Raw genomic sequence first — 19,767 nt, 5'->3', positions numbered from 1 at the left:
TAAGGAATTATAGGAGCTTTCATTTATGGAAAAAAAGTTACAGTTTAAGGATTATATGTATGTTGGATCAATGCTTTTCGGTCTTTTCTTTGGTGCCGGAAATCTGATTTTCCCCGTTCACATGGGACAAGAAGCTGGCGCGAATGTCGGCTTAGCCAACCTTGGCTTTTTAGTTACAGGGATCGGCTTGCCATTTTTAGGGGTCATTGCTATTGGCGTTTCCCAAAGCAGCGGTGTTTTTGAATTAGCTTCTCGGATCAATCGCCGCTATGCAATGATATTTACGATTTTGCTTTATTTAGTGATTGGGCCATTCTTTGCTCTGCCTCGTTTGGCTACTACTTCTTATGAGATCGGGATCGCTCCCCATGTTTCATCAGACATGCAAACTTGGTTATTGGCGTTGTTCTCTGCCCTATTTTTTGGAGCTGCCTGGTGGTTTTCACGCAAACCTAGCAAAATCTTAGATTATGTAGGGAAGTTTCTAAATCCCTTGTTTCTGGTCTTACTAGGAGTTTTGCTCTTTTTTGCCTTTTGGCAACCACTAGGAACCATCAGCGATGCGCCGATCTATCCTAGCTATCAAAGCGATGCTTTCTTTACTGGTTTTACCAACGGCTACAATACTCTCGATGCGCTGGCATCTTTAGCCTTCGGGATCATCATCGTCTCAACGATTCGCAATATGGGGGTTGAGAAACCTGCGACGGTCGCAAAAGACACGATCCTTTCCGGCTCTGTCAGCATCGTGTTGATGGGGATCATCTATACCTTACTTTCTTATATGGGAACCAAAAGTTTAGGCCAGTTTCCCATCAGCGAAAACGGTGGGATCGCTTTGGCACAAATCGCCAACCATTACCTTGGCACTGTCGGCAGTCTGCTATTGGCATTGATCGTCATCTCTGCCTGTTTAAAAACCGCCATTGGTTTGATCACGGCCTTTTCCGAAACCTTTGCTGGATTGTTTCCAAAGCAAAGCTACGGATTCTTTATCGCTTTGACAAGTATCTTACCAGCGATCTTCGCTAATGTGGGCTTGACCAATATCATCGAGTTTTCTATTCCAGTCTTGATGTTTATCTATCCACTGGCGATCACTTTGATTTTGTTGGCGATCATCAGTCCATTATTTAACCATCGTGCCAGTGTCTATCGAATGACGACATACTTCACGTTGATCGCTGCAATCATCGACGGCTTAAATGCGAGTCCTGCAGTGATTACCAACAACGCTTTCGTGCAAGGAATCTTGTCTTTTGCGTCAGATTATCTGCCCTTTTTCCAAATCGGGATGGGGTGGGTCGTACCAGCTGCGATCGGATTTTTGATCGGTTTGCTATGGTCGTGGTTCAAAAAAGACCCTGTTTCAGCCTAAATTAGTTAAAAAGATGAAAATAACCTACCTTTTTTTAAAGGGTAGGCTATTTTTTTGATTAAAAAGACTGACAGTTTCGTAAAAAAAAGATACAATAGAGCCACAAAGGAGGATACCTATGTTTTATGAAGAACTTATGATGGACCCGCAAACATTAATTAAATTTAAAATATTCCGGCGTATGCTGACTCTGCAAAACCCTAGCCACCCAATCGCACAATTGGCAAAGGAAATGGAGTTAAGCTACCAACAAGCTTTTATAGAGTTGACTGAGATCGACCAAGATCTAACTGAGTTAACTCCGGATCATATGTCGATACTCGGTCGTGGCGGTAAATTACAGCCTCAGAATATCGCGGTAACGATCGATGAATACCGCTTCTATTTATTGAATAAAAGCGTTCCGTTCTTATATGTTCTTTACATGCTGAATGAAGACAATCCTACGATCACGGATTTTTGTGCAAAATACGATGTCAGTCGTTCAACGGTGTCTCGCAAATTTGAACATCTAAAAAAACATTTGAAGCAATTTCAGCTTCGCTTTACGTACACTGAATCAAACTTAGTGGGCGATGAGCGTCTTGTGCGGCTCTCCCTATTCAATATCATTTGGTTAGGTACTCGTGGAATAGAATGGCCATTTGCGATCGCTGAGAGTGAGACAGAAAAAATGGTGGATCGATTCACGGAGTATTTCCCAATGACTCATTCTTATCTTGGCCGATTAGAGTTGAAGTATTTCGCCGCCTTGATTCTTTTACGAATCAAAAAAGGGAATTTTGCCAAATACGACAAGCGGTACAATTTCCTGATGAAAAATAATCCATATTTCGATTTTGAGCGTTTGACACAAGTCGTTGATCCTGAAGTTTCAATGACAGACAAACAATTAAAAGGCGAATCAGGGTTTATTTATTTGATGGCGCAAATCTTCCCATTCTACTTGAGTCCTGAAGAAGAAGCTTTGCAACAAACCTTGCAATTCTTTTCAAGCAAACAAAACCCAGTTTATCCGTTAGTCGCAGACTTGTTAGCAGAGATGAAAGCAACCTTCTTTGCTTCACAACCTGGCCTGTTAGACGAGCCATTGGTCGTGGGTAATTTAATCAATGTGACTTTCGGCAACTACGTTTTCCGTCAGCCGTTTCCAAATATCTATCGCTTGCTGACACCCTCGATCAATCGCGGGTCTGCTGAAGAGCAGCTGCAGCAAAAAATCGATGAATTCTTAACGAACTATCGCGAAGAATCAGCGGTGGACTATATCAATGATGAAAACCAAGAGCAGATGGCAACGATGTATACCCACGCCCTGCTGCCGTTTTATGATCAAATCCGTTATTCGAATCGTTTACGGGTAGGGGTTGCGTTAGAAGATAATTTCTTAGTCGTTCAAGGATTGAATCAATTCCTACATGACTTGACCTTCGTAGCAGCAGAACCTTATGATCTAAACCAGCAAGAAAATTATGATGTCATCGTTAGTTCCAATCAGTTGATGAAAAAACTCAAACCAGAAAAAATGAGTTATATTTGGGATTATGCGGCAGACGATCGGCAATACATTGATTTGTATCGTACGTTGAAAAACCGTTTTGATGAAAAGAACCTTTCTCTGTAACCAAACCGTTACGGTTTCTTAAGAACTTCCGAAAAGATTTGTCACAGAATATTCATATTTATCTCGTATACTCTATGTATACCAACAAACAACCCTAACTAACACTTTTTCATTTTTAACTCCTTCCCGTCGGCCACCCACCGACGGGTCTTTTTTTACTTATTTTCGCAGCCAGCAAACTTAAACACTTTCCAATCTTTTCTCCACAAAAAATTCATATTTGGACAGTATAGTATACATAACCCAACAAACAACCCTAACTAACACTTTTCATTTTTACTCCTTGCCTGTCAGCTACCCACTGACAGGCTCCTTTTTTTCTTACGGGGTTTGCCGTATACTAAAGGCAGGAGGTGGCCTATGACAACAGCCATTACGACAGTTGACCAATACATTGCAGCAGCTCCAGCAGAACGACAAGCGATTTTAAGAAAGGTCCGTCAAACCATCAAAGCCGTTTTACCTGAAGCGGTTGAAAAGATCAGTTATCAAATGCCTACCTATCATCAGGGAGAAAATATCGTACATTTTGCCTGCGCCAAACAGCATCTAGGCTTTTATCCCACGCCTTCTGCGATCACGGCCTTCCAAGAGGACTTACAACCATACAAGACCAGTAAAGGGGCGGTCCAGTTTTCTTTTGCACAGCCGATCCCTTACGAACTGATCGCTGTGATGACCGCTTGGCGACTCGCAGAAGTCAAAAACAAGCACGCGTAACTAGCAATTAAAAAACCGCTATGTCTAATGACGCAGCGGTTTTTTTGCTATGCACAGGCTTGTTTACAAGCCGGGTTTTGTATTCAAGGTGCTAACTTTCAGCACATGATGCAGGGGAATAATCCGCAGCTGCTGACGGTCGCTTTGTAATTTCAAGACAACTTGTTCTTTTGCTACCGTTTTGCCGACGATCCAGCCGGTAACGGTTTCAAAACCACCCAATTTCTCTGTTTTTACTTGCAGCACGACCAGATGCTTGGCAGCGGCTGCCTCTTGCAGCGTTCGCCGGATTTCTTTGACTTTCTCAGACTGATTCTTCTTGTCAGCATCATCACTGAAAAAGGTATCCAGCAACGTTGTGGATGTCATCACAATGAGTTTGCCCAATTGTTTGATGGGCGATGGTTTCTTTTCCATTGGACATTCCTTTCTGCGCGTTGCAGCAGTTTCTAAAACCACACATACGTTCGCATTTCCATGGTTCTATTTTAGCAAATTTTTGATAAAATACAAGCGAACACGCCTTATTTTTCAGAAGAAATAACCTCTAGCCAATAAGGAATCCCCTCTTGCAGCAGTTGATAGGTCTCTTCGAAATCTCCTGTATAATAAGGATCTGGTACTTCCTCAGCCTCTTTGCCAGGAACAACACTCAAATACGAACGGATCTTTGCGGTCGTATCGGCAGGTGCTAGCGCTTGAAGTGTTTCAACATTGTTCGCATCCATGCCGATGATCCAATCAAATGTGGCAAAATCCGCTTCAGTGATCTGCCTTGAAATAAGACCGTCACTAGAGATCCCTGCTTGACGCAGTCTTTTTTTGGTTCCGGGATGAGCAGAATGTCCGACTTCCCATGAGCTGGTCGCTGCCGAATCGATCTGCCAATCCAACTTGTGTTTTGCTATTTCTGCTTTATAAATAGCTTCTGCCATGGGGGAACGGCAAATATTACCTAAACAAACAAATAAAACTTTCGTCATCGCTTACTGCTCCTCTTTTTCATAGATTTGGTGGCCAAAAAATTCCACATCCTTCGCCAAACGAAACAATTGCGTCGCAATCTCTAATGGGGTCTCTGGAAAGTCGTTGTGAATCCAATTTTCCAAAATGCCTCCGCAGCCGTAGGAAAAGAATCGGCTATAAAATAGAATGTCTTGTTTCGTCAATTGCTGCTCTTGATCGACCTCCAAGAACAAGCGCTGAAAAAGCGGTTCTGTGATCTGTAAAAAACCGTTCATTAAGATCTCGCGGTCATAAGCCAGTGATTTGCGGTAAAAGGCCGGCGCTTGTTTCATTGCTTTCAGCATGCGCAAGGCGGCTTCTTCCCAGTTATCAAGGGAGACATCTTCTGTCGTCAAAAAAATCAGGGCATCTTGCCGATAGATCCATTGGATCAAAGCTTTTTTATCAGGAAAATGGTAGTAAAACGTCTGCCGATTGACTTGCGCCTTTTCGGCGATCTCCTGTACGCTGATTTTATTCACTTCTTTGGTCTCACAAAGGGTGATCAATGTCTGGCCAATCACAGCCTTCGTTTGTTTCCCATCCATCATAGGGCACCTCTTTTTCTTCTCTTTCTATCATACCAAATTTTCTACTAAAAAAAAATCCTATCAAATGGTCCTTTTTCACAGACCTTATCCGAACACTTCATCAGGGCAATAGATCCCTGTGTGCTTTTTGCATATGGTAGATTTCTGCAAAAAACGCCTGCCTTCATTTGAGGCAGACGCTGCTTTCGATAGTTAAACGGCAAGATGCTCACTGTGCCGTTTTGGTTTGAAATTGTTCTCTGCGAATCACGCTGATTTTTTCAGTAAAATTGGCCCAATCGATGGGTCTAGGTGGTGCTAGCCATAAAATATGGTCGATCCCCAACGCACCATAAAATGGCAGGTTTGAAAGAATCAGGTGCGTATGATCATCTGGGTAACTCTGGAATTGCACATTCAAATCGAGAATTTTTTCAATATTCTTTTTGATCATCTGGTTGTAGGAATCACCAAACGAAAAATCAACACAGACATATAAAGGAACCAAAATCTCTTTTAGTGGAATCGTAGAAACTAATAAAATTAGGTATCTAAAAAACAAAAACTCTTTATTGTTCCATAAGATCGGTCGATTACGACTTTCTTCCAGATAGTTGCGGCAAAACGCAGCATATTCAGGATACGTCTCAAGAAAATATGTGACATCCATGTATTGGTATTCATAACGAGAACTAAAAGAAAACGACAAGAGCTGGTAATGAATCGTAGTCGTTTCGACATGAAGCAGCGCCAACGTGTCCGTGGTTAGCGAAAACTGCTGTTGGACTGCCTGAATAAACTGCTCGTTTAATTGTTGGATATAGGTTTGTTCTTGGTCGATGTAGCTATTGTTGTCGATCAACCAGCCTTCAACGATCAAGAAGCGCAAAATATCTCGTGCCTCACGTTCTAGGACTTCTTGATCGTTGATCGTCAAGATCTCCTGCAACCAACGCTTCAAATCTTCAATGATCACTAAATGTTTTGGCAAGACTAAATCGTTTTCCACACTGTTTTGCATGAAATGTCCTTTAGACATCCGCGCCAAAACAATACCTAGATAATGTTTCTTGCGAATCCGCATGCGGGCAGACTGTTCTGGATTCAGCCAAGTACTTTCATTGAATCGATCAAAGGTTTTTTCTTTGTCCAAGATACCTTTTGGGAAAGGGGAATGGTTCAAATAATATTCCTTCATAAAAAAGAGAAAAATAAACTCCCGAATCTCACTTTCTTCACCCACCAGCTGAAACTCTTTCGTCACTTCAATGTCGTATTCTTTCAAGATCAGTTTAAACTGTTTAAATTCTTTATAGACGGGATTATGACTTAGATAGTGATTGGTAGCAAATTCGTATAAAGAAGACAATTGCTCAAAAAAGCATTCTTTCAACATAGAAAATTTTAACGCTTGATCTAGATAATAGGTCAGTAGTGTGTCTGAAGTTGCCAGCCCGGAGGCATTCAGTTTAATGACCGTCCCATCGGTCACGATCTCAAATTCCTCATTCAATCCTAGTTCATAAAAATCAAGATTCAATTCTTGAACGGTCTTATTGATCAGAAATTCCGACATGGTCAATTGGTCCATCAATGTTTCCTTCGTTTCAGAAAGAGCGACTGCGTTTTCCAAATATTGCAGCATCATCAATTTTCGTTTGTCCGCCTTATTCAAAAATGTCACAAACATGCGTTTTCAAGCCTCCGTTATTTTTTTGGCCATAAAGAACGTTTCCTGAAAATAGATAGCATAAGCTGGCAAGATACGAAGGTTTGTCATCCCCGTCACCATCCGTATTATTTCCCGGCAGTGCTAAATCGACAGCCAAACGATCCGACGCAAAAACATCTTCTAACATGACTCGTTGTGCTAAGTGCTTCTGTTTTTCCAAAAAACTGCTCTCTGGAAATGCGGATTGTTCCTGTTCTTTTTTCGGAACAGGTTCCGGTTCAGGAGCCGGCGATTCTTTGGATTCTTCCTTTTCTGCAGGCGGTTCATCTGCTTTTTCCGTACTTCCTTCTGGCGGATCCGTTGGGACGATTTCTTCTGAGGGGTCTAGCGGATTATAGATAGTCGCAAAAACAACTTGTTCTGTGACAAGATCGATCATTCCAATAATCATGCAGGCACCAATGACAAAACCAAATCTGCGTTTCATTTCTTCACCCTCCTTATCAACAGAGCTTCTTTTTGATGCTCTTTCTACGGCGCTGAACGTTTCAACAGTTTGTGAACGCCAAGCAGACATCCACTAATTATAAATAAAATAACAAATAAAAGAAACCAATTTTTTTCAGATTGTTGTTTCCATAACATTTCTTGTTTTTGAGCCAACACTCTTGCGCCTTGTGACGTACTGCCCATGGTCGCTGTGTTTTGCGACTGCCCGGCAGTTGCTTGCTCAACAGGAATCGCTGTCAGCACGTAGCGTTCTTCTGTTCGAGTAGGTGTGGGACAAGTAATCAATGTCAACTTTGGTGTCTGGTCATCTGTTAGAACCGACAAGTCGGATTCATCTACGACTTTTTTATCGATAATAATATACTGCTGGCGTTCCTCGAGGTAGGTTACGGACACTTCCATCCCCACCTGTGCTTCTAGCAATTGACCAAATAACAAACTTTGTCTACCGAGATGATGCCCTAAAACGACAAAATTGTTATTTTTTAACAAACGTTCCGGAAACATCACGACACCGCCTTTCAGCAGCTGCTGATTGGTTATCCCCACCAATAGCGGCTGCTGGAACTCGATCGCTTCAATTGCAACAAAGCCGTACCCGGTGATCGTTGCCGACTGCGGAGCCAATACATCCCCTAGAGCCGGCATTTGAATCGTTTCTTCTTCTGGAATCGTTGTCGGCAGCTGGGTCGCTATCGTCAATTCGCTTGTGCGTAATTGCCAACTGACGATGCTTTCTTTTAAAAAAGGAAGTGCCAACAAGAGGATACCTGCGATGATCAAGCCATCGATCAAGTATTTCTCAAGGTGCTCACGCTTCATCCGTTTCATTTTTTTTCTTTCGTCGGTACCATAAAAGCAGCAGTAAGGCGAGCAGCAGCAAGAGACCGCCGATCAAGAAGTAAAGCCACGTGTAATCTGTTTCGATCGTCACATCTTTCTTATTAAGATCACGAGCAACATCGCCAGTCACTGTGAATTCTTTTTCGAAGCTCCATTTATAGAGATAGCTTTCTTCCTCGCCTTCTTCATTCTCCACTTTGTATTGTCCTTCATCGCTTTTCCCACCATAGGCCACGGAAGTCAACACATAGGTCCCTGCTTCTAAACGTTGTCCTTCCAAGGAAATTGGGTACGAGAAGTTTGAATTAGGTGCCATTTGCATTCGTGAGGTATCTGAAGCATACAAGACGTCACTATCGCCTTTCTTCTTCACTTCATTGATCAACCGTAAGGAATTTAAGTAAGCTGATTCAGGATTTTGCAACGTAACATTGATGGTATTGCGAGCGTTGACTTGTCCCGGTCCAACATCCAGCAGTTTTAGATCCGGCGTGACTTCTGTTGTATTTTGACGGAGTAAAATCGCAACGACATAGGCATACTCATTCTTGATGGCTAACCCTTGGTCTTCTTCACTGTCAGCAGTATCGGTTTCCGCTGTCGTTTCTTTCAAGGTCAAACCACCGGCAATAACCCCTTCAAACGATTCTGAGGGCATACTGATCTTTAAGGGTAAGGTGATTTGGGATTGTTTCGGGATCGTGATCTCTTCCTCCACTTCAATCAAATCAGCCATATCATAAGGCAAGGTTTCGTCCGCTTCGATGTCGTTTTCGCCATATTCCACGACCCCGTTTAGATTCGTAGTAGCAGAAGCGATCACTGGCGCGATGACGACCTCTTGATCGGTGTCATTGCGCAATTGGACTTCTACAGTTTGAACCGCTCCTGGCTCCATTTTCAAGTCAAAATAAGTCTTTTCTTTATCGATTTGATTCTCTGGAATCACTGGATTGACGGCAAAGTTAAATTCAGAAGCGGTTCCTATGGTTGGTACAAAAAAGAAAATACTTGCGAATAGGAGCGCCAAAAGCTGTTTGATTTTTTTCATGATGGATGTCCCTTCTTTCTATGTATTCTCCTTGAACCCTTTCGAGGTTCAAGGAGAAAGCTGGTACTTATGGGTTGGTTGGTGTGTCTGTTAGTAACCAAGTAAATGTGGTGTTGTATTGGCTGGCATATTTCGTCGTTGAGCCTGGAACTTCCAACTCAATGCTATCCATGGCTGCAGCTAAACTATCGCCCCAGCTCATTAAATAGGTCCCTGCCCCTTCGCCATCTTGGGCACTCATCACTAAGGATTGGGCACCATTTGGATTCAATGTGATCGTTGCGCTCACATTTGATGGTTTTGGTGACAATGAAGGAGTTACCACAGTTCCCTTCGTCAAACGAATTTGCGCAGCAGTCAATTCTTGATCTTCCGCTGTTTTGAACTGACCATTTTGGCGAACATTCAATGTCCAACCGCTCTCTGTTCCCCGATTGTCTGTCACTTGGACAAAATTCGGTCCTTCTTGATTATCACCAACTGAATCCACATATTTTTGAGTTTCCGCATGGTAGATCTCTGTTTTTGAGGTGATTTTTTGTGTGCCAAAGTAAAGGCTTGAAGCAAAATCAATCGATAGCGGTCCGTTCGTTCCCGGATTTGGTCCATCTGGGTCCGTTGGATCCACTGGTTTGATTGGATTTTCTGGATCTGGATCCGTTGGGCTGATTGGATTAGTTGGATCCGTATTTGGTTCAAAGGTGATTTGTCCATTTGAGTTGTATTCTGCACTGTCCGCTGCTTGTGCCAGCACTGGTGCTGCTAGGCTTAAGCCTAATACTGAGAGAAATGCTAGTGTTTTTTTCATGTCTATACTCCTTATCCTTCCGTTCCTGGTGTATCTGATAATACCCAAGTCAATGTAGTCGTGTAGCTAACGGCATCTTTTGGGGTGCTGCCTGGTACAGAAAGTGCGACTGCTTTGGTAATATCGGCTTGTACTTCTTGATCATCTTTGTCTATTTCAGTGATCGACTCAACGCTTCCCCAAGCATTGACCCATGTCCCAGCACCTGTTTGATTTGCTGCGGTCATCACCACTGATTCAGCACCGGCTGCATCCAACGTGATCGTTGCTTCTGCCACTGGAGCAGTGACGCCAATCGCATTTGATTTAACGGCAGGGCTTGTTAGGGTGATGACAGAACCAGTCAATTCTTGATTCAACGTCGATTCATTTTTAAATTGTCCATTTTGCTTCACAGACAACCGCCAACCGGCATTACTACCGCGATTATCAGTTACTTGGACATAATTGGCAGTTTTTAATGTAGAAGCTGTGCCATCGTCATTCAAGTACCCTTGTGCTCGTGCATAATAAACTTCGTTTTTATTGGAGATTTTATTGACACCAAAATCTAAGCTAGAGGCATAATCGATCGATAACGGGCCATTTGTTCCAGGATTTGGTCCATCGGGATCGGTTGGATCAACAGGATTGACCGGGTTTTCTGGATCTGGGTTTTCTGGATTGACTGGGTTCGTCGGATCGGTATTTGGAATAAAATCAACCGCCCCATTTGAGGTGTAAGAAGCCGCTTCGGCTGCTGAAACCTCGGTTGCTGCACTCGCTGCTGCCAATACGGCAAGACTTAAAAAGACCCATGCTGTTTTTTTCATTTCTATTTGACACTCCTTTATCTTTTTTACTGAAAATCAGTGATTTTAATTGCTTTCAGGGACATTCTTTAAATTCCAAGTCAATGTCGTCCGATACTCTTTGGCTAATTTTACGGAACTGCCTGGTACGTTTAATTTTACTGCCGTTGACCCTTCCGTTGCATCGTTCCCAAACTTGTAAATCCAAGTTCCCATTCCTTTTCCGACAGGTGCATTGACCAAGGTGATTTCACTATCGGGTACAAAGGTATGACTTGCAGTAACTGTTGGTGCATACTGCATATCGGTGACTGAAGTTGCTGCACCTGAGGCGATCGATAATGAAGCGCCGACTAGCTCTTCGTCATCAGCCGTTTTGAATTGTCCGTTTTGCACAACACTCAATGACCAACCTTCTTGCGTTCCTCGTTTATCTGTTACTTGCACATAGTTTGGTCCAGCAGCGCCAGCTGTGAACTCTTGCAGCTGTGCGTAATAATCTTTTGTTTCAGAAGTAATCAGTTGGTTGCCAAATTGAAAACTTGAAGCAAAATCAATCGATAATGGTCCAGCTGTTCCAGGATTTGGTCCATCTGGATCGGTTGGATCGACGGGATCCACTGGTTTTTCTGGATCGGTCGGATCAACTGGATTGGTTGGATTCGGGTCCGCTTCAAAAGTGATTGCTCCATTTGAAGTGTATTCAGCGGCATTAACGGTTGTTGGTAACAGAGCAGTGCTCATCAATAGAATGCCTGCCGTCAAGAAAAGTTTTTTCATTTTTTGTTCTCCTTTTGATTAAAATGATTCCTGCTGCCAACAAAACGACAAGACCACTGCTTTGATAGCTATTGAAGTGATCTGATCCTGTTGCCGGCAGAATATTGTTGCCTTTTTGATTAACTTGTTTATTCCCTGGCTGTTCTTTTACGGGCTCTTCTGGCTCCTCAACTGGTTCTTCATAGACGCCGAAAAAGGAAGTAATGCCATTGCTGTCATAAGCACCTGCTTCGGCTGCTGAAACGAGCTGAGGAAATATTAATAGACAGCCAGCAATAATACCGATCATGATTTTTTTCATTTGTTTTCCTGCCTTTATGGGTTGCCAGGTGCCGAAACCAGCTGCCAGCTCAGGGTTCCTTGATAGTCCCCAACTTTTTGCTGTTCGACTGGAACGGTAAGCTTGATTCCTTCATTCTGACTTTCGCCCCAGTGCTGATTCACGACGTATGTGCCATTTTCTGTCAATTCCGTTTCCTCGATGATCATTTCCCCACTGGTTATCATCTGTTCTTTACCGTTTGTCACAAAGCGGAAGACATCGGTTAATTGATCTGTCCCATCCGTTAATGGCTGTTGCTCTTTGACCGTCAAGCGCCATGGACTCCGTTCGGACCCTCTCGTATCTTTCACCGCTAGCTCACCTGTGATCGTTGGCCAATAATCTTGTGTTTCTGTGGCAACTTTCTGCTGCCCAAAATCAAAGTCTGTTGGCACACTGCTTAAAATAAGCTCGCCGGCAACTGCGACATTGACGACTTTTTCTGCCCGTTGACTGCCTGCTTCATAATGGTAAGCCGTTGATACATTTTTCAACAGCTCATCTTCCGTTGCTTGCTGGATCGCGGCAAAAGCTTGCGGATCGACAGTCGGTGGTATATTTGCCCGATTATCTGCAAAAATCGTGGTTGCTTGGGTATAGTCTGCCAAAGCGGCTTCATCTGTCAGCGCCGTTGCTTCTGGTAAGGTCAAACGGACATCTTTTGCATAGACGGCAAATTGCCGATCAGCAGAAATGACACTTTCATTTTTGACCACCACCAGATTCACGGTAGTTTCTTCCTGATTCTGATCGTTTTCCCCTACTGAAAAAGTGATCGCTTGTTTGCGGTAGACCGCTGTTTCTAACGGTTCTTGAATCGCAGCTAAGACCTCATCTGTCAGCGTATCCTTAAAGAAAGGACGCCCGCTGGCTTCGAGATAAGTCACGGCTTGTTCTTTGGTCAGCGATTGTGCCTCTTGCTCTGTAAGGATCACATCGCGGGCTTGGACTTCCGCCTTATTTGAGTAGCGGACACTAATATCGTAACTATACTCCCCATCAGGACTCGTCCAGTCAACTGGCTCTGAATCTGGTTGTTCCGTCAACTGCTGATCCGTGCTATCCAGCTTGCTGGATTTGATTTGCCCCGCATAGACCCATGAACCGGACGTTTGGGTTTCTGGTGTAAACGTCAATGTTGGCAATTCCGTTACCGTGTAGGGAATCAATAAACGCCCTTTTTGCACCTGTGTCCCCGCCTGCTCAGTTCCCCATGCTTGCAAGGTCAGCGGCGTATTGTTCTCTTTGACTGCCGTTACATTGTGACTAATGGCGCCAATCCCGTTAGCGACTCCCGGTGTTTCGACTTCGTAGTTAATGATCGAACCTGGTATCGCAATACCGTACCCGTTGGCTGCATTGGTCACATCGTTGTCCCCGATGAAGGTTTTCCCAGTCGCTTTTTCGATCCCGCTGAAGTTGATTGGCATGATCGCTGCAGCATTAGCAGCAGTTGGATTTATAGTCAGTACTTGATAGGCACTAACCGCTCCAAACCACGTCCCTTGACTGTTGACTCGAGAACCTGCATCATTGGTCGTCGTTTTCAGCCACGTTAAATGATCTTTGTCCGTATCTGGTGTTGCGAAATCTGAAAGATTGATTCGCCCCGTTCCCGGCGGTGACTCAATCGTCCCTTTGTCTTCCACCGTTAACTTCGCGCCTGAAATCAAATTCGTTGCAGAAGAAATACCGATACCGGCATCCTTGGAAAGATGGATGTCACCGAACTGATGATAGGTCGTTGCGTGATTGACAGCAGTGGCTGAACGGCCATTTTTGATGTCTCCCCCATTGGCCATTAGCTTGATGCCGTTTGTCACATTCAATTCGGTAAAGTTGACGATTCCCAGACCCGTCACAGCGATTGGATCAGTTTGATAAGAAGCTGTCCCATCGACATTTTCACCAAAGCTCATCTTCACTTGATTGCTGCTGTTGGCTACGATCGTGTTCGTAAAGTTGTCTGACGCATTTCCGCCTGAAATCCCATTGATACTTTTGGCTCCTTGAACCCGCATTTCGACATCTCTTAAAATTTGGCTGGAAGAAATATTGGAATAGTACGTGGTGTATAAATTCCCGATACTTGATCCTTCTGCCTGGATATTCATATAAATTTTGCCGCTTCTTGTATTGCTAGCAGTCCGTCCACCATCGCCATAGATCGTTGCACCATTCAGTGCATCTGAGCCCGGCTTTGTGTATATGTTCAATGTAATCGTATTGGAGCTGTCGGTCCCAACGATATTCGTACTGTTAAACGGATTACCTCCTGAGATATTCGTTCCTGAAGGAAGGGCAAACTCACCATCGTAATCTCTCAAATCCAATGTCAAACTAGCATTTCCTAATAACCGTCCATTGTTCGTAACACCGCCTGAAAAACCATTAGACCCTGTACGCGGGGTGCCTGAGAAGTTCCCGCCAAACACTCGATTATCTGAGTTTCCGTTAATAGTGTGGGAAGAAGCGACACCATAAGAGGCACCGAGTGAAGCATTGATCACCCCATCATAAACCGTTACTGCGACATTGCCGGTCACTAATAAGTCATCCCAGCCGCCACCAGATAAAAACCAGTCTACTTGCCCATTATTTACTGTCGTTCGTCCATCTCCGTAAACGCGGCGTCCAGTATACCCTGTTCCTTCTAGCGTATCGACGATCCCCGAATTCAAAGTATTGGAAGAATTCCCCTCAATGACACCTGAGAAGGAGCCACCGTAGGTCCAGCGAGCAACCGTGTTATTTAAGATCGTTTTGGTATTTCCTTTAATATAGATATCCCAAGCCGTACCAGGATAACCACCGCCACCAACGATGTCCCAACCAGAGGCGTTTCCTCTTGTTTTGTTGGTTGTTGAGTAATCTAGATTCGTTGGTCTGGTTCCTGTGTAAGCAATCCCATCTCCACCAGGACTACCATCCGAAGTGATCGTGCCAACTTCAATCGTCGTATTTCCTTCAACATAGCCGCCTCGACCAGCTGCCGTCGAATAAATCGCGCCATTTGAAAAGGAACCACTGACTAGATGAGAAGTGATATCGCCATAAACTTTAAAACTTGCCGCTGCTTCTGCCAGTGCTGCTCGTTGTTCCGGGGTATAATTGTCATACGTCGTCGTATTCGAAGCCCCCATTGAACTTTGAGTCAAGGTACTAACGTTGTTTCCCCCGCCGCCGTTAAAATCACCAATCCCACCAACGCTCGCACTCGGTCCTGCTTTCACGGTGTTAACGATGTTCCCTGTGATGGTACCAGTATTCCGATTGCCACCTTCAAATTCACTACGTCCAGTGGAATAACTGCTAGCATCTAGGTTAGTCACGATGGCATCCTTAGAACGATCAGAGCCGATGTTGCCATAAAATGAACCGCCTATGAAACGATTGGCTGTGCCTGACCAACCGCCTGCACCAGAGATCGTACTACGGATGGTGCCACCGATATTTCCATATTGAACGCCACCAGTAAAAGCACTTAAGCGAAAGCTTGTATTGGTCGTCTGGATCGTCGTTTCAACATTTCCTGTCACATTGGCTGTATTGGAAGCATTTGTTCCAAGACCACCGCCATAATAACTGCCTAATGTCCCATTCAAGCGATTGATTGCAACATTCGTGTTCCCATCAATCGTACCAATATTGGCACCTCCTGCAATCGTACTGATGCCGCCAACCGTATTATTTACGACAATCGCTGTATTCCCAGTCAATGTACCACCGCTTTGATTCCCACCATAGATGTTCCAAGTTCCAGAGCCTGTCGCATTTACAGTGATCGTCGGATTTCCAGTAAGGTCGCCATTGTTGCTTCCTCCATAAATAGAAAGGCCATTGCCGGTGGAACCACCGTTCAAGGAAAGACTATGCCCATTCATGTACATTCTCGTCCCCGTATAGTTGAGGTTTCGAATCACTACATCAGAACCAAAGTAGATGTCCGTACCAAAAGGAACGGTTCGACTACCCGAAGTCAACGTTGTTGCATCTGTGATGGGATCATCACTATGCCCTGTGATGATCAAGCGACTGATTTTTCCTTGTAGTGCATAAAAAGTCATGTTTGTATTATCGACTGTGTCTGGAATCGTCTTTGAAGTCAGATTTGTTGGCAAAGTCGTTAAAGCTGAGCCAGAGCCGACATACAAAGCAAATTCTTGGCCATTGCCGTTTTGATACATATCAAACAACGCTTGACGAATCCCTTCAGCACTATTGGTATATTCCGCATATGCTAAACCATCTCCAGCTGGACTTGGTACAGCGATCACTTTCGTTTTATCGGCTTCTGCAATGATCTCTTTGATCGATTGTTCTGCTAACGAGACATCTGCCGCCCTTGCTTTGACAGCAGTTTTAAACACAGCAGTCACGGTTTGATTCTCCGTGAGAATCAATTCGGTCAGCGCTTGGCTTGTATAGACCGTACCGTCTAACGCCCATCCTTCAAAATTCCTATCATCTTCAAAAGCCGGCAGCTCACTTTCTTTTAATGCTTCCCCTTTATTTTTGCTGAACTGGATGCGAGTTTTTCCGGTAGCAAATACATGCTCAGTATCTGTTAGAAAGGTCACCTGGACTTCTTCTACAGCTTCGGATGACTCTTCTGTCTCAGAAGAAGATGTCTCAGTGGTTGCTGCAGTCGAATCTGCCGAAGCAGCTTCGCTAGATTCTTTTATTTCCGTTTGATTGGTTTCTTCCTGATTGTCGGTTGATGAAGCGACCGGCTCAGCAGAAGAAATCATTTGTTCTTCACTTGTTTTTGTAACACTTTCGGCTTGTGCCACTACCATTGCATATGAAAAACACGGACCTGATGTTAGTAGAAAAACAAGTAAAGTTGTTAAAAACCGTTTCACTTTATCCCTCCTATCTTAAAATAATAAACGTATCGCGCAGTGCACGCCCTGTGTTACAACTCTTAGTTTAGCGAGTTGACGAAAGAGAATTATAATTCTTTTTTTCTTCCATTCAAAATTATGATTATAATTGTTTTTTCATAATTCCAATTTTTGTAACTTCCACATCTTACAGCTATTAACTACTCATCAATTAAAAAAAGCTCAAATTATCAAGATGAATCATCGACTCTTTTCAAAAAAATGTTTTTCTCTTTCATAAATCATACAAAAAACGAGGGATAAATCCTGTCTCTTATACACATCTAGATGTGTATAAGAGACAGCTTTTATATAAGCCAAAAATAGTAAGTTAAAAGAACGCTTCCCGTCTTCTCTCCGTAGTTAATGATAATGTTATAATCAAAAAATGAATAAAAAACGTTATTTAAAAATTTCAGCACACATAAAATAACAAAATAAAAAATATTATTTTTTTTATAAATCACTGATTTCGATAAAATAAGTAAAGTTATTTTTGAAATAACGCAAAAAAGAGACTGTGACAAAAGCCCATAAAAGAAAGCCGCAAGAAAGGCTCTATAATTTATGGGACTGATGAGTCAAAATTGATTCTTCAGCCTCATTTTCATTTTCGGTATTAAAAAACATATCGTTCTCTAATATGATTAAATCACGACAAAATAAACAAACTAAGAGGACGATAAGTGGTATGAATGATTCTATCAAATATGAATACAAAACAAGGAAAGTAATATTCAAAAAAATCTGAGCTAGAATGAGTTTCATCCTGCTCAGATTTATCTTTTTGCATATTAGCCTCTATTGAAAATAGCTATTATTCTCCAATGACTTGTGCGTATACATCGTTGCAAGATGTTGCCTCTCCATTAGCAAATGATACTGAATAGATGATGCCTCGGCTTCATTTGTTGCAGTAAAGTTTGTTGCTCTTATTGTAATTCCATCAATTTCCTTTTCCATAATCTAATCTGGTGGAATTGACGTATAATTCGCAATAAATGAATCAATTTTTTCACTTAGATCTGATACTTTTGGAGAATCAATTGATGATGTCGTTTCTGATGAATGAGTTTCATTAAGCAAAGAACTGCAAGAAGTTTCTGTTTCACTTGCTATTAGACTTTATGAGGTTGACTCTTCGGTTTTGTTATACGAATCTTCAAAGGATGTTTTATGTAGTTTTACATTATTCAAAAAACCATCTATAGCTACAAAGTACTCAATTGATTCTTCATCATCATTCAGGAAAAATGTCATATTGTTTTTATACTTAAATTTTATTAATTCGGGAAAAATATTTTTTAGCTCATCATCAGACACTTCAATATAAAATCCATTTCCAGACTTTTTCACTGTGTAAGGAAAACCAGGTGAATTATAATCATCATTTCCATAATCGATTATTTTTTTCTTTACTATTCTAAAAGAAAACTCTCCTTCCCCTCGTTAGCAACACCATACCAATCACCATAGAAGTCTTTAGCTGGATCTACAGATAGAAAATAGCCCCCTACAAATCCAATTATAACCAACAAGATAAACCCTAATATTTTTATACTTTTTTCATAAATCCCCTATTATGTTCCTTTTTTAATAATACAGTATAACGAATATTATGCATTGAAAATCAAGTTTGTGCCGCAAAGAACGAAGATTTACTTGCATATTATCGTATTCAACTTTGTTCAATTTTACATCCTTTCCTACGTATTACAAAATTGTTCTAGATGTGTATAAGAGACAGCTTTTATATAAGCCAAAAATAGTAAGTTAAAAGAACGCTTCCCGTCTTCTCTCCGTAGTTAATGATAATGTTATAATCAAAAAATGAATAAAAAACGTTATTTAAAAATTTCAGCACACATAAAATAACAAAATAAAAAATATTATTTTTTTTATAAATCACTGATTTCGATAAAATAAGTAAAGTTATTTTTGAAATAACGCAAAAAAGAGACTGTGACAAAAGCCCATAAAAGAAAGCCGCAAGAAAGGCTCTATAATTTATGGGACTGATGAGTCAAAATTGATTCTTCAGCCTCATTTTCATTTTCGGTATTAAAAAACATATCGTTCTCTAATATGATTAAATCACGACAAAATAAACAAACTAAGAGGACGATAAGTGGTATGAATGATTCTATCAAATATGAATACAAAACAAGGAAAGTAATATTCAAAAAAATCTGAGCTAGAATGAGTTTCATCCTGCTCAGATTTATCTTTTTGCATATTAGCCTCTATTGAAAATAGCTATTATTCTCCAATGACTTGTGCGTATACATCGTTGCAAGATGTTGCCTCTCCATTAGCAAATGATACTGAATAGATGATGCCTCGGCTTCATTTGTTGCAGTAAAGTTTGTTGCTCTTATTGTAATTCCATCAATTTCCTTTTCCATAATCTAATCTGGTGGAATTGACGTATAATTCGCAATAAATGAATCAATTTTTTCACTTAGATCTGATACTTTTGGAGAATCAATTGATGATGTCGTTTCTGATGAATGAGTTTCATTAAGCAAAGAACTGCAAGAAGTTTCTGTTTCACTTGCTATTAGACTTTATGAGGTTGACTCTTCGGTTTTGTTATACGAATCTTCAAAGGATGTTTTATGTAGTTTTACATTATTCAAAAAACCATCTATAGCTACAAAGTACTCAATTGATTCTTCATCATCATTCAGGAAAAATGTCATATTGTTTTTATACTTAAATTTTATTAATTCGGGAAAAATATTTTTTAGCTCATCATCAGACACTTCAATATAAAATCCATTTCCAGACTTTTTCACTGTGTAAGGAAAACCAGGTGAATTATAATCATCATTTCCATAATCGATT

General features: G+C 41.8%; 16 protein-coding genes. 3 read left to right on the top strand and 13 right to left on the bottom strand.

Annotated elements, in window-relative coordinates; translation table 11 throughout:
* The first annotated feature begins 25 nt into the window (after window positions 1-25).
* The 3 genes from brnQ to A5882_RS06575 all read left to right on the top strand — a co-directional run bounded on the left by brnQ (window position 26) and on the right by A5882_RS06575 (window position 3,722).
* Window positions 26-1,378, top strand: coding sequence for a branched-chain amino acid transport system II carrier protein (brnQ, locus tag A5882_RS06585; RefSeq protein ID WP_008376239.1), 1,353 nt, complete (start codon window positions 26-28; stop codon window positions 1,376-1,378).
* A 118-nt stretch (window positions 1,379-1,496) separates the two neighbouring features.
* Window positions 1,497-3,002 (top strand): helix-turn-helix domain-containing protein, encoded by a 1,506-nt coding sequence (locus A5882_RS06580; protein WP_005232342.1) that lies wholly within the window; start codon window positions 1,497-1,499, stop codon window positions 3,000-3,002.
* Window positions 3,003-3,362: 360 nt separating this feature from the next.
* Window positions 3,363-3,722, top strand: coding sequence for an iron chaperone (locus A5882_RS06575; protein ID WP_005232344.1), 360 nt, complete (start codon window positions 3,363-3,365; stop codon window positions 3,720-3,722).
* Between the two features lie 63 nt (window positions 3,723-3,785).
* On the opposite strand, the gene A5882_RS06570 is transcribed toward A5882_RS06575, so the two are convergent.
* From A5882_RS06570 to A5882_RS19745, 13 genes are all read right to left on the bottom strand, one after another.
* A complete protein-coding gene (locus A5882_RS06570) occupies window positions 3,786-4,139 on the bottom strand; it encodes a hypothetical protein (RefSeq protein WP_005232346.1) in 354 nt (117 codons plus the stop codon).
* A gap of 107 nt (window positions 4,140-4,246) precedes the next feature.
* Complete coding sequence (locus A5882_RS06565; protein ID WP_005232347.1) at window positions 4,247-4,705, bottom strand: low molecular weight protein-tyrosine-phosphatase; 459 nt, start codon at window positions 4,703-4,705, stop codon at window positions 4,247-4,249.
* 3 nt (window positions 4,706-4,708) lie between these two features.
* A complete protein-coding gene (locus A5882_RS06560; RefSeq protein WP_005227190.1) occupies window positions 4,709-5,278 on the bottom strand; it encodes a TetR/AcrR family transcriptional regulator in 570 nt (189 codons plus the stop codon).
* Between the two features lie 208 nt (window positions 5,279-5,486).
* On the bottom strand, window positions 5,487-6,947 hold the full coding sequence (locus tag A5882_RS06555) for a helix-turn-helix domain-containing protein (RefSeq protein WP_016611450.1): 1,461 nt from the start codon (window positions 6,945-6,947) through the stop codon (window positions 5,487-5,489).
* Window positions 6,925-7,416: a hypothetical protein gene (locus A5882_RS06550; protein ID WP_016611451.1), complete on the bottom strand. Its 492-nt coding sequence runs from the start codon at window positions 7,414-7,416 to the stop codon at window positions 6,925-6,927. Before A5882_RS06550 ends, A5882_RS06555 begins: the two co-directional genes overlap by 23 nt.
* Before the next feature lie 44 nt (window positions 7,417-7,460).
* Window positions 7,461-8,261: a class A sortase gene (locus tag A5882_RS06545; protein ID WP_016611452.1), complete on the bottom strand. Its 801-nt coding sequence runs from the start codon at window positions 8,259-8,261 to the stop codon at window positions 7,461-7,463.
* Window positions 8,251-9,333 (bottom strand): DUF916 and DUF3324 domain-containing protein, encoded by a 1,083-nt coding sequence (locus A5882_RS06540; protein WP_016611453.1) that lies wholly within the window; start codon window positions 9,331-9,333, stop codon window positions 8,251-8,253. The genes A5882_RS06545 and A5882_RS06540 overlap by 11 nt, the downstream gene beginning before the upstream one ends.
* Before the next feature lie 67 nt (window positions 9,334-9,400).
* Entirely contained in the window at window positions 9,401-10,141 is a 741-nt protein-coding gene (locus A5882_RS06535; protein WP_005232357.1) for a WxL domain-containing protein, read from the bottom strand.
* A gap of 11 nt (window positions 10,142-10,152) precedes the next feature.
* Window positions 10,153-10,953, bottom strand: a complete 801-nt coding sequence (locus tag A5882_RS06530; protein ID WP_008376256.1) for a WxL domain-containing protein — start codon at window positions 10,951-10,953, stop codon at window positions 10,153-10,155.
* Window positions 10,954-10,998: 45 nt separating this feature from the next.
* Window positions 10,999-11,676 carry a WxL domain-containing protein gene (locus A5882_RS06525; protein WP_005227183.1) on the bottom strand — a complete coding sequence of 226 codons (678 nt, stop codon included), beginning with the start codon at window positions 11,674-11,676 and terminating at the stop codon, window positions 10,999-11,001.
* Window positions 11,645-12,013, bottom strand: a complete 369-nt coding sequence (locus tag A5882_RS06520; protein ID WP_008376260.1) for an LPXTG cell wall anchor domain-containing protein — start codon at window positions 12,011-12,013, stop codon at window positions 11,645-11,647. Before A5882_RS06520 ends, A5882_RS06525 begins: the two co-directional genes overlap by 32 nt.
* Before the next feature lie 14 nt (window positions 12,014-12,027).
* Window positions 12,028-16,899, bottom strand: coding sequence for a WxL domain-containing protein (locus A5882_RS06515; protein ID WP_254908463.1), 4,872 nt, complete (start codon window positions 16,897-16,899; stop codon window positions 12,028-12,030).
* Between the two features lie 2,588 nt (window positions 16,900-19,487).
* Window positions 19,488-19,767, bottom strand: a 280-nt coding sequence (locus A5882_RS19745) for a hypothetical protein (RefSeq protein ID WP_176462004.1), incomplete at its 5' end; no start/stop codon positions are given.

This window comes from Enterococcus sp. 4E1_DIV0656 (genome assembly GCF_002140695.1).
Lineage (GTDB): Bacteria > Bacillota > Bacilli > Lactobacillales > Enterococcaceae > Enterococcus_D > Enterococcus_D entomosocium.
Note: the sequence above shows the minus strand (reverse complement) of the source record. Positions and strands in the feature narration are given on the sequence as shown.

Excerpts from the sequence above, each read along its gene's own strand:
- brnQ (WP_008376239.1), top strand. The coding sequence starts at position 26 with ATGGAAAAAAAGTTACAGTTTAAGGATTATATGTATGTTGGATCAATG.
- A5882_RS06580 (WP_005232342.1), top strand. The coding sequence starts at position 1,497 with ATGTTTTATGAAGAACTTATGATGGACCCGCAAACATTAATTAAATTT.
- A5882_RS06575 (WP_005232344.1), top strand. The coding sequence starts at position 3,363 with ATGACAACAGCCATTACGACAGTTGACCAATACATTGCAGCAGCTCCA.
- A5882_RS06570 (WP_005232346.1), bottom strand. The coding sequence starts at position 4,139 with ATGGAAAAGAAACCATCGCCCATCAAACAATTGGGCAAACTCATTGTG.
- A5882_RS06565 (WP_005232347.1), bottom strand. The coding sequence starts at position 4,705 with ATGACGAAAGTTTTATTTGTTTGTTTAGGTAATATTTGCCGTTCCCCC.
- A5882_RS06560 (WP_005227190.1), bottom strand. The coding sequence starts at position 5,278 with ATGATGGATGGGAAACAAACGAAGGCTGTGATTGGCCAGACATTGATC.
- A5882_RS06555 (WP_016611450.1), bottom strand. The coding sequence starts at position 6,947 with ATGTTTGTGACATTTTTGAATAAGGCGGACAAACGAAAATTGATGATG.
- A5882_RS06550 (WP_016611451.1), bottom strand. The coding sequence starts at position 7,416 with ATGAAACGCAGATTTGGTTTTGTCATTGGTGCCTGCATGATTATTGGA.
- A5882_RS06545 (WP_016611452.1), bottom strand. The coding sequence starts at position 8,261 with ATGAAGCGTGAGCACCTTGAGAAATACTTGATCGATGGCTTGATCATC.
- A5882_RS06540 (WP_016611453.1), bottom strand. The coding sequence starts at position 9,333 with ATGAAAAAAATCAAACAGCTTTTGGCGCTCCTATTCGCAAGTATTTTC.
- A5882_RS06535 (WP_005232357.1), bottom strand. The coding sequence starts at position 10,141 with ATGAAAAAAACACTAGCATTTCTCTCAGTATTAGGCTTAAGCCTAGCA.
- A5882_RS06530 (WP_008376256.1), bottom strand. The coding sequence starts at position 10,953 with ATGAAAAAAACAGCATGGGTCTTTTTAAGTCTTGCCGTATTGGCAGCA.
- A5882_RS06525 (WP_005227183.1), bottom strand. The coding sequence starts at position 11,676 with ATGAGCACTGCTCTGTTACCAACAACCGTTAATGCCGCTGAATACACT.
- A5882_RS06520 (WP_008376260.1), bottom strand. The coding sequence starts at position 12,013 with ATGAAAAAAATCATGATCGGTATTATTGCTGGCTGTCTATTAATATTT.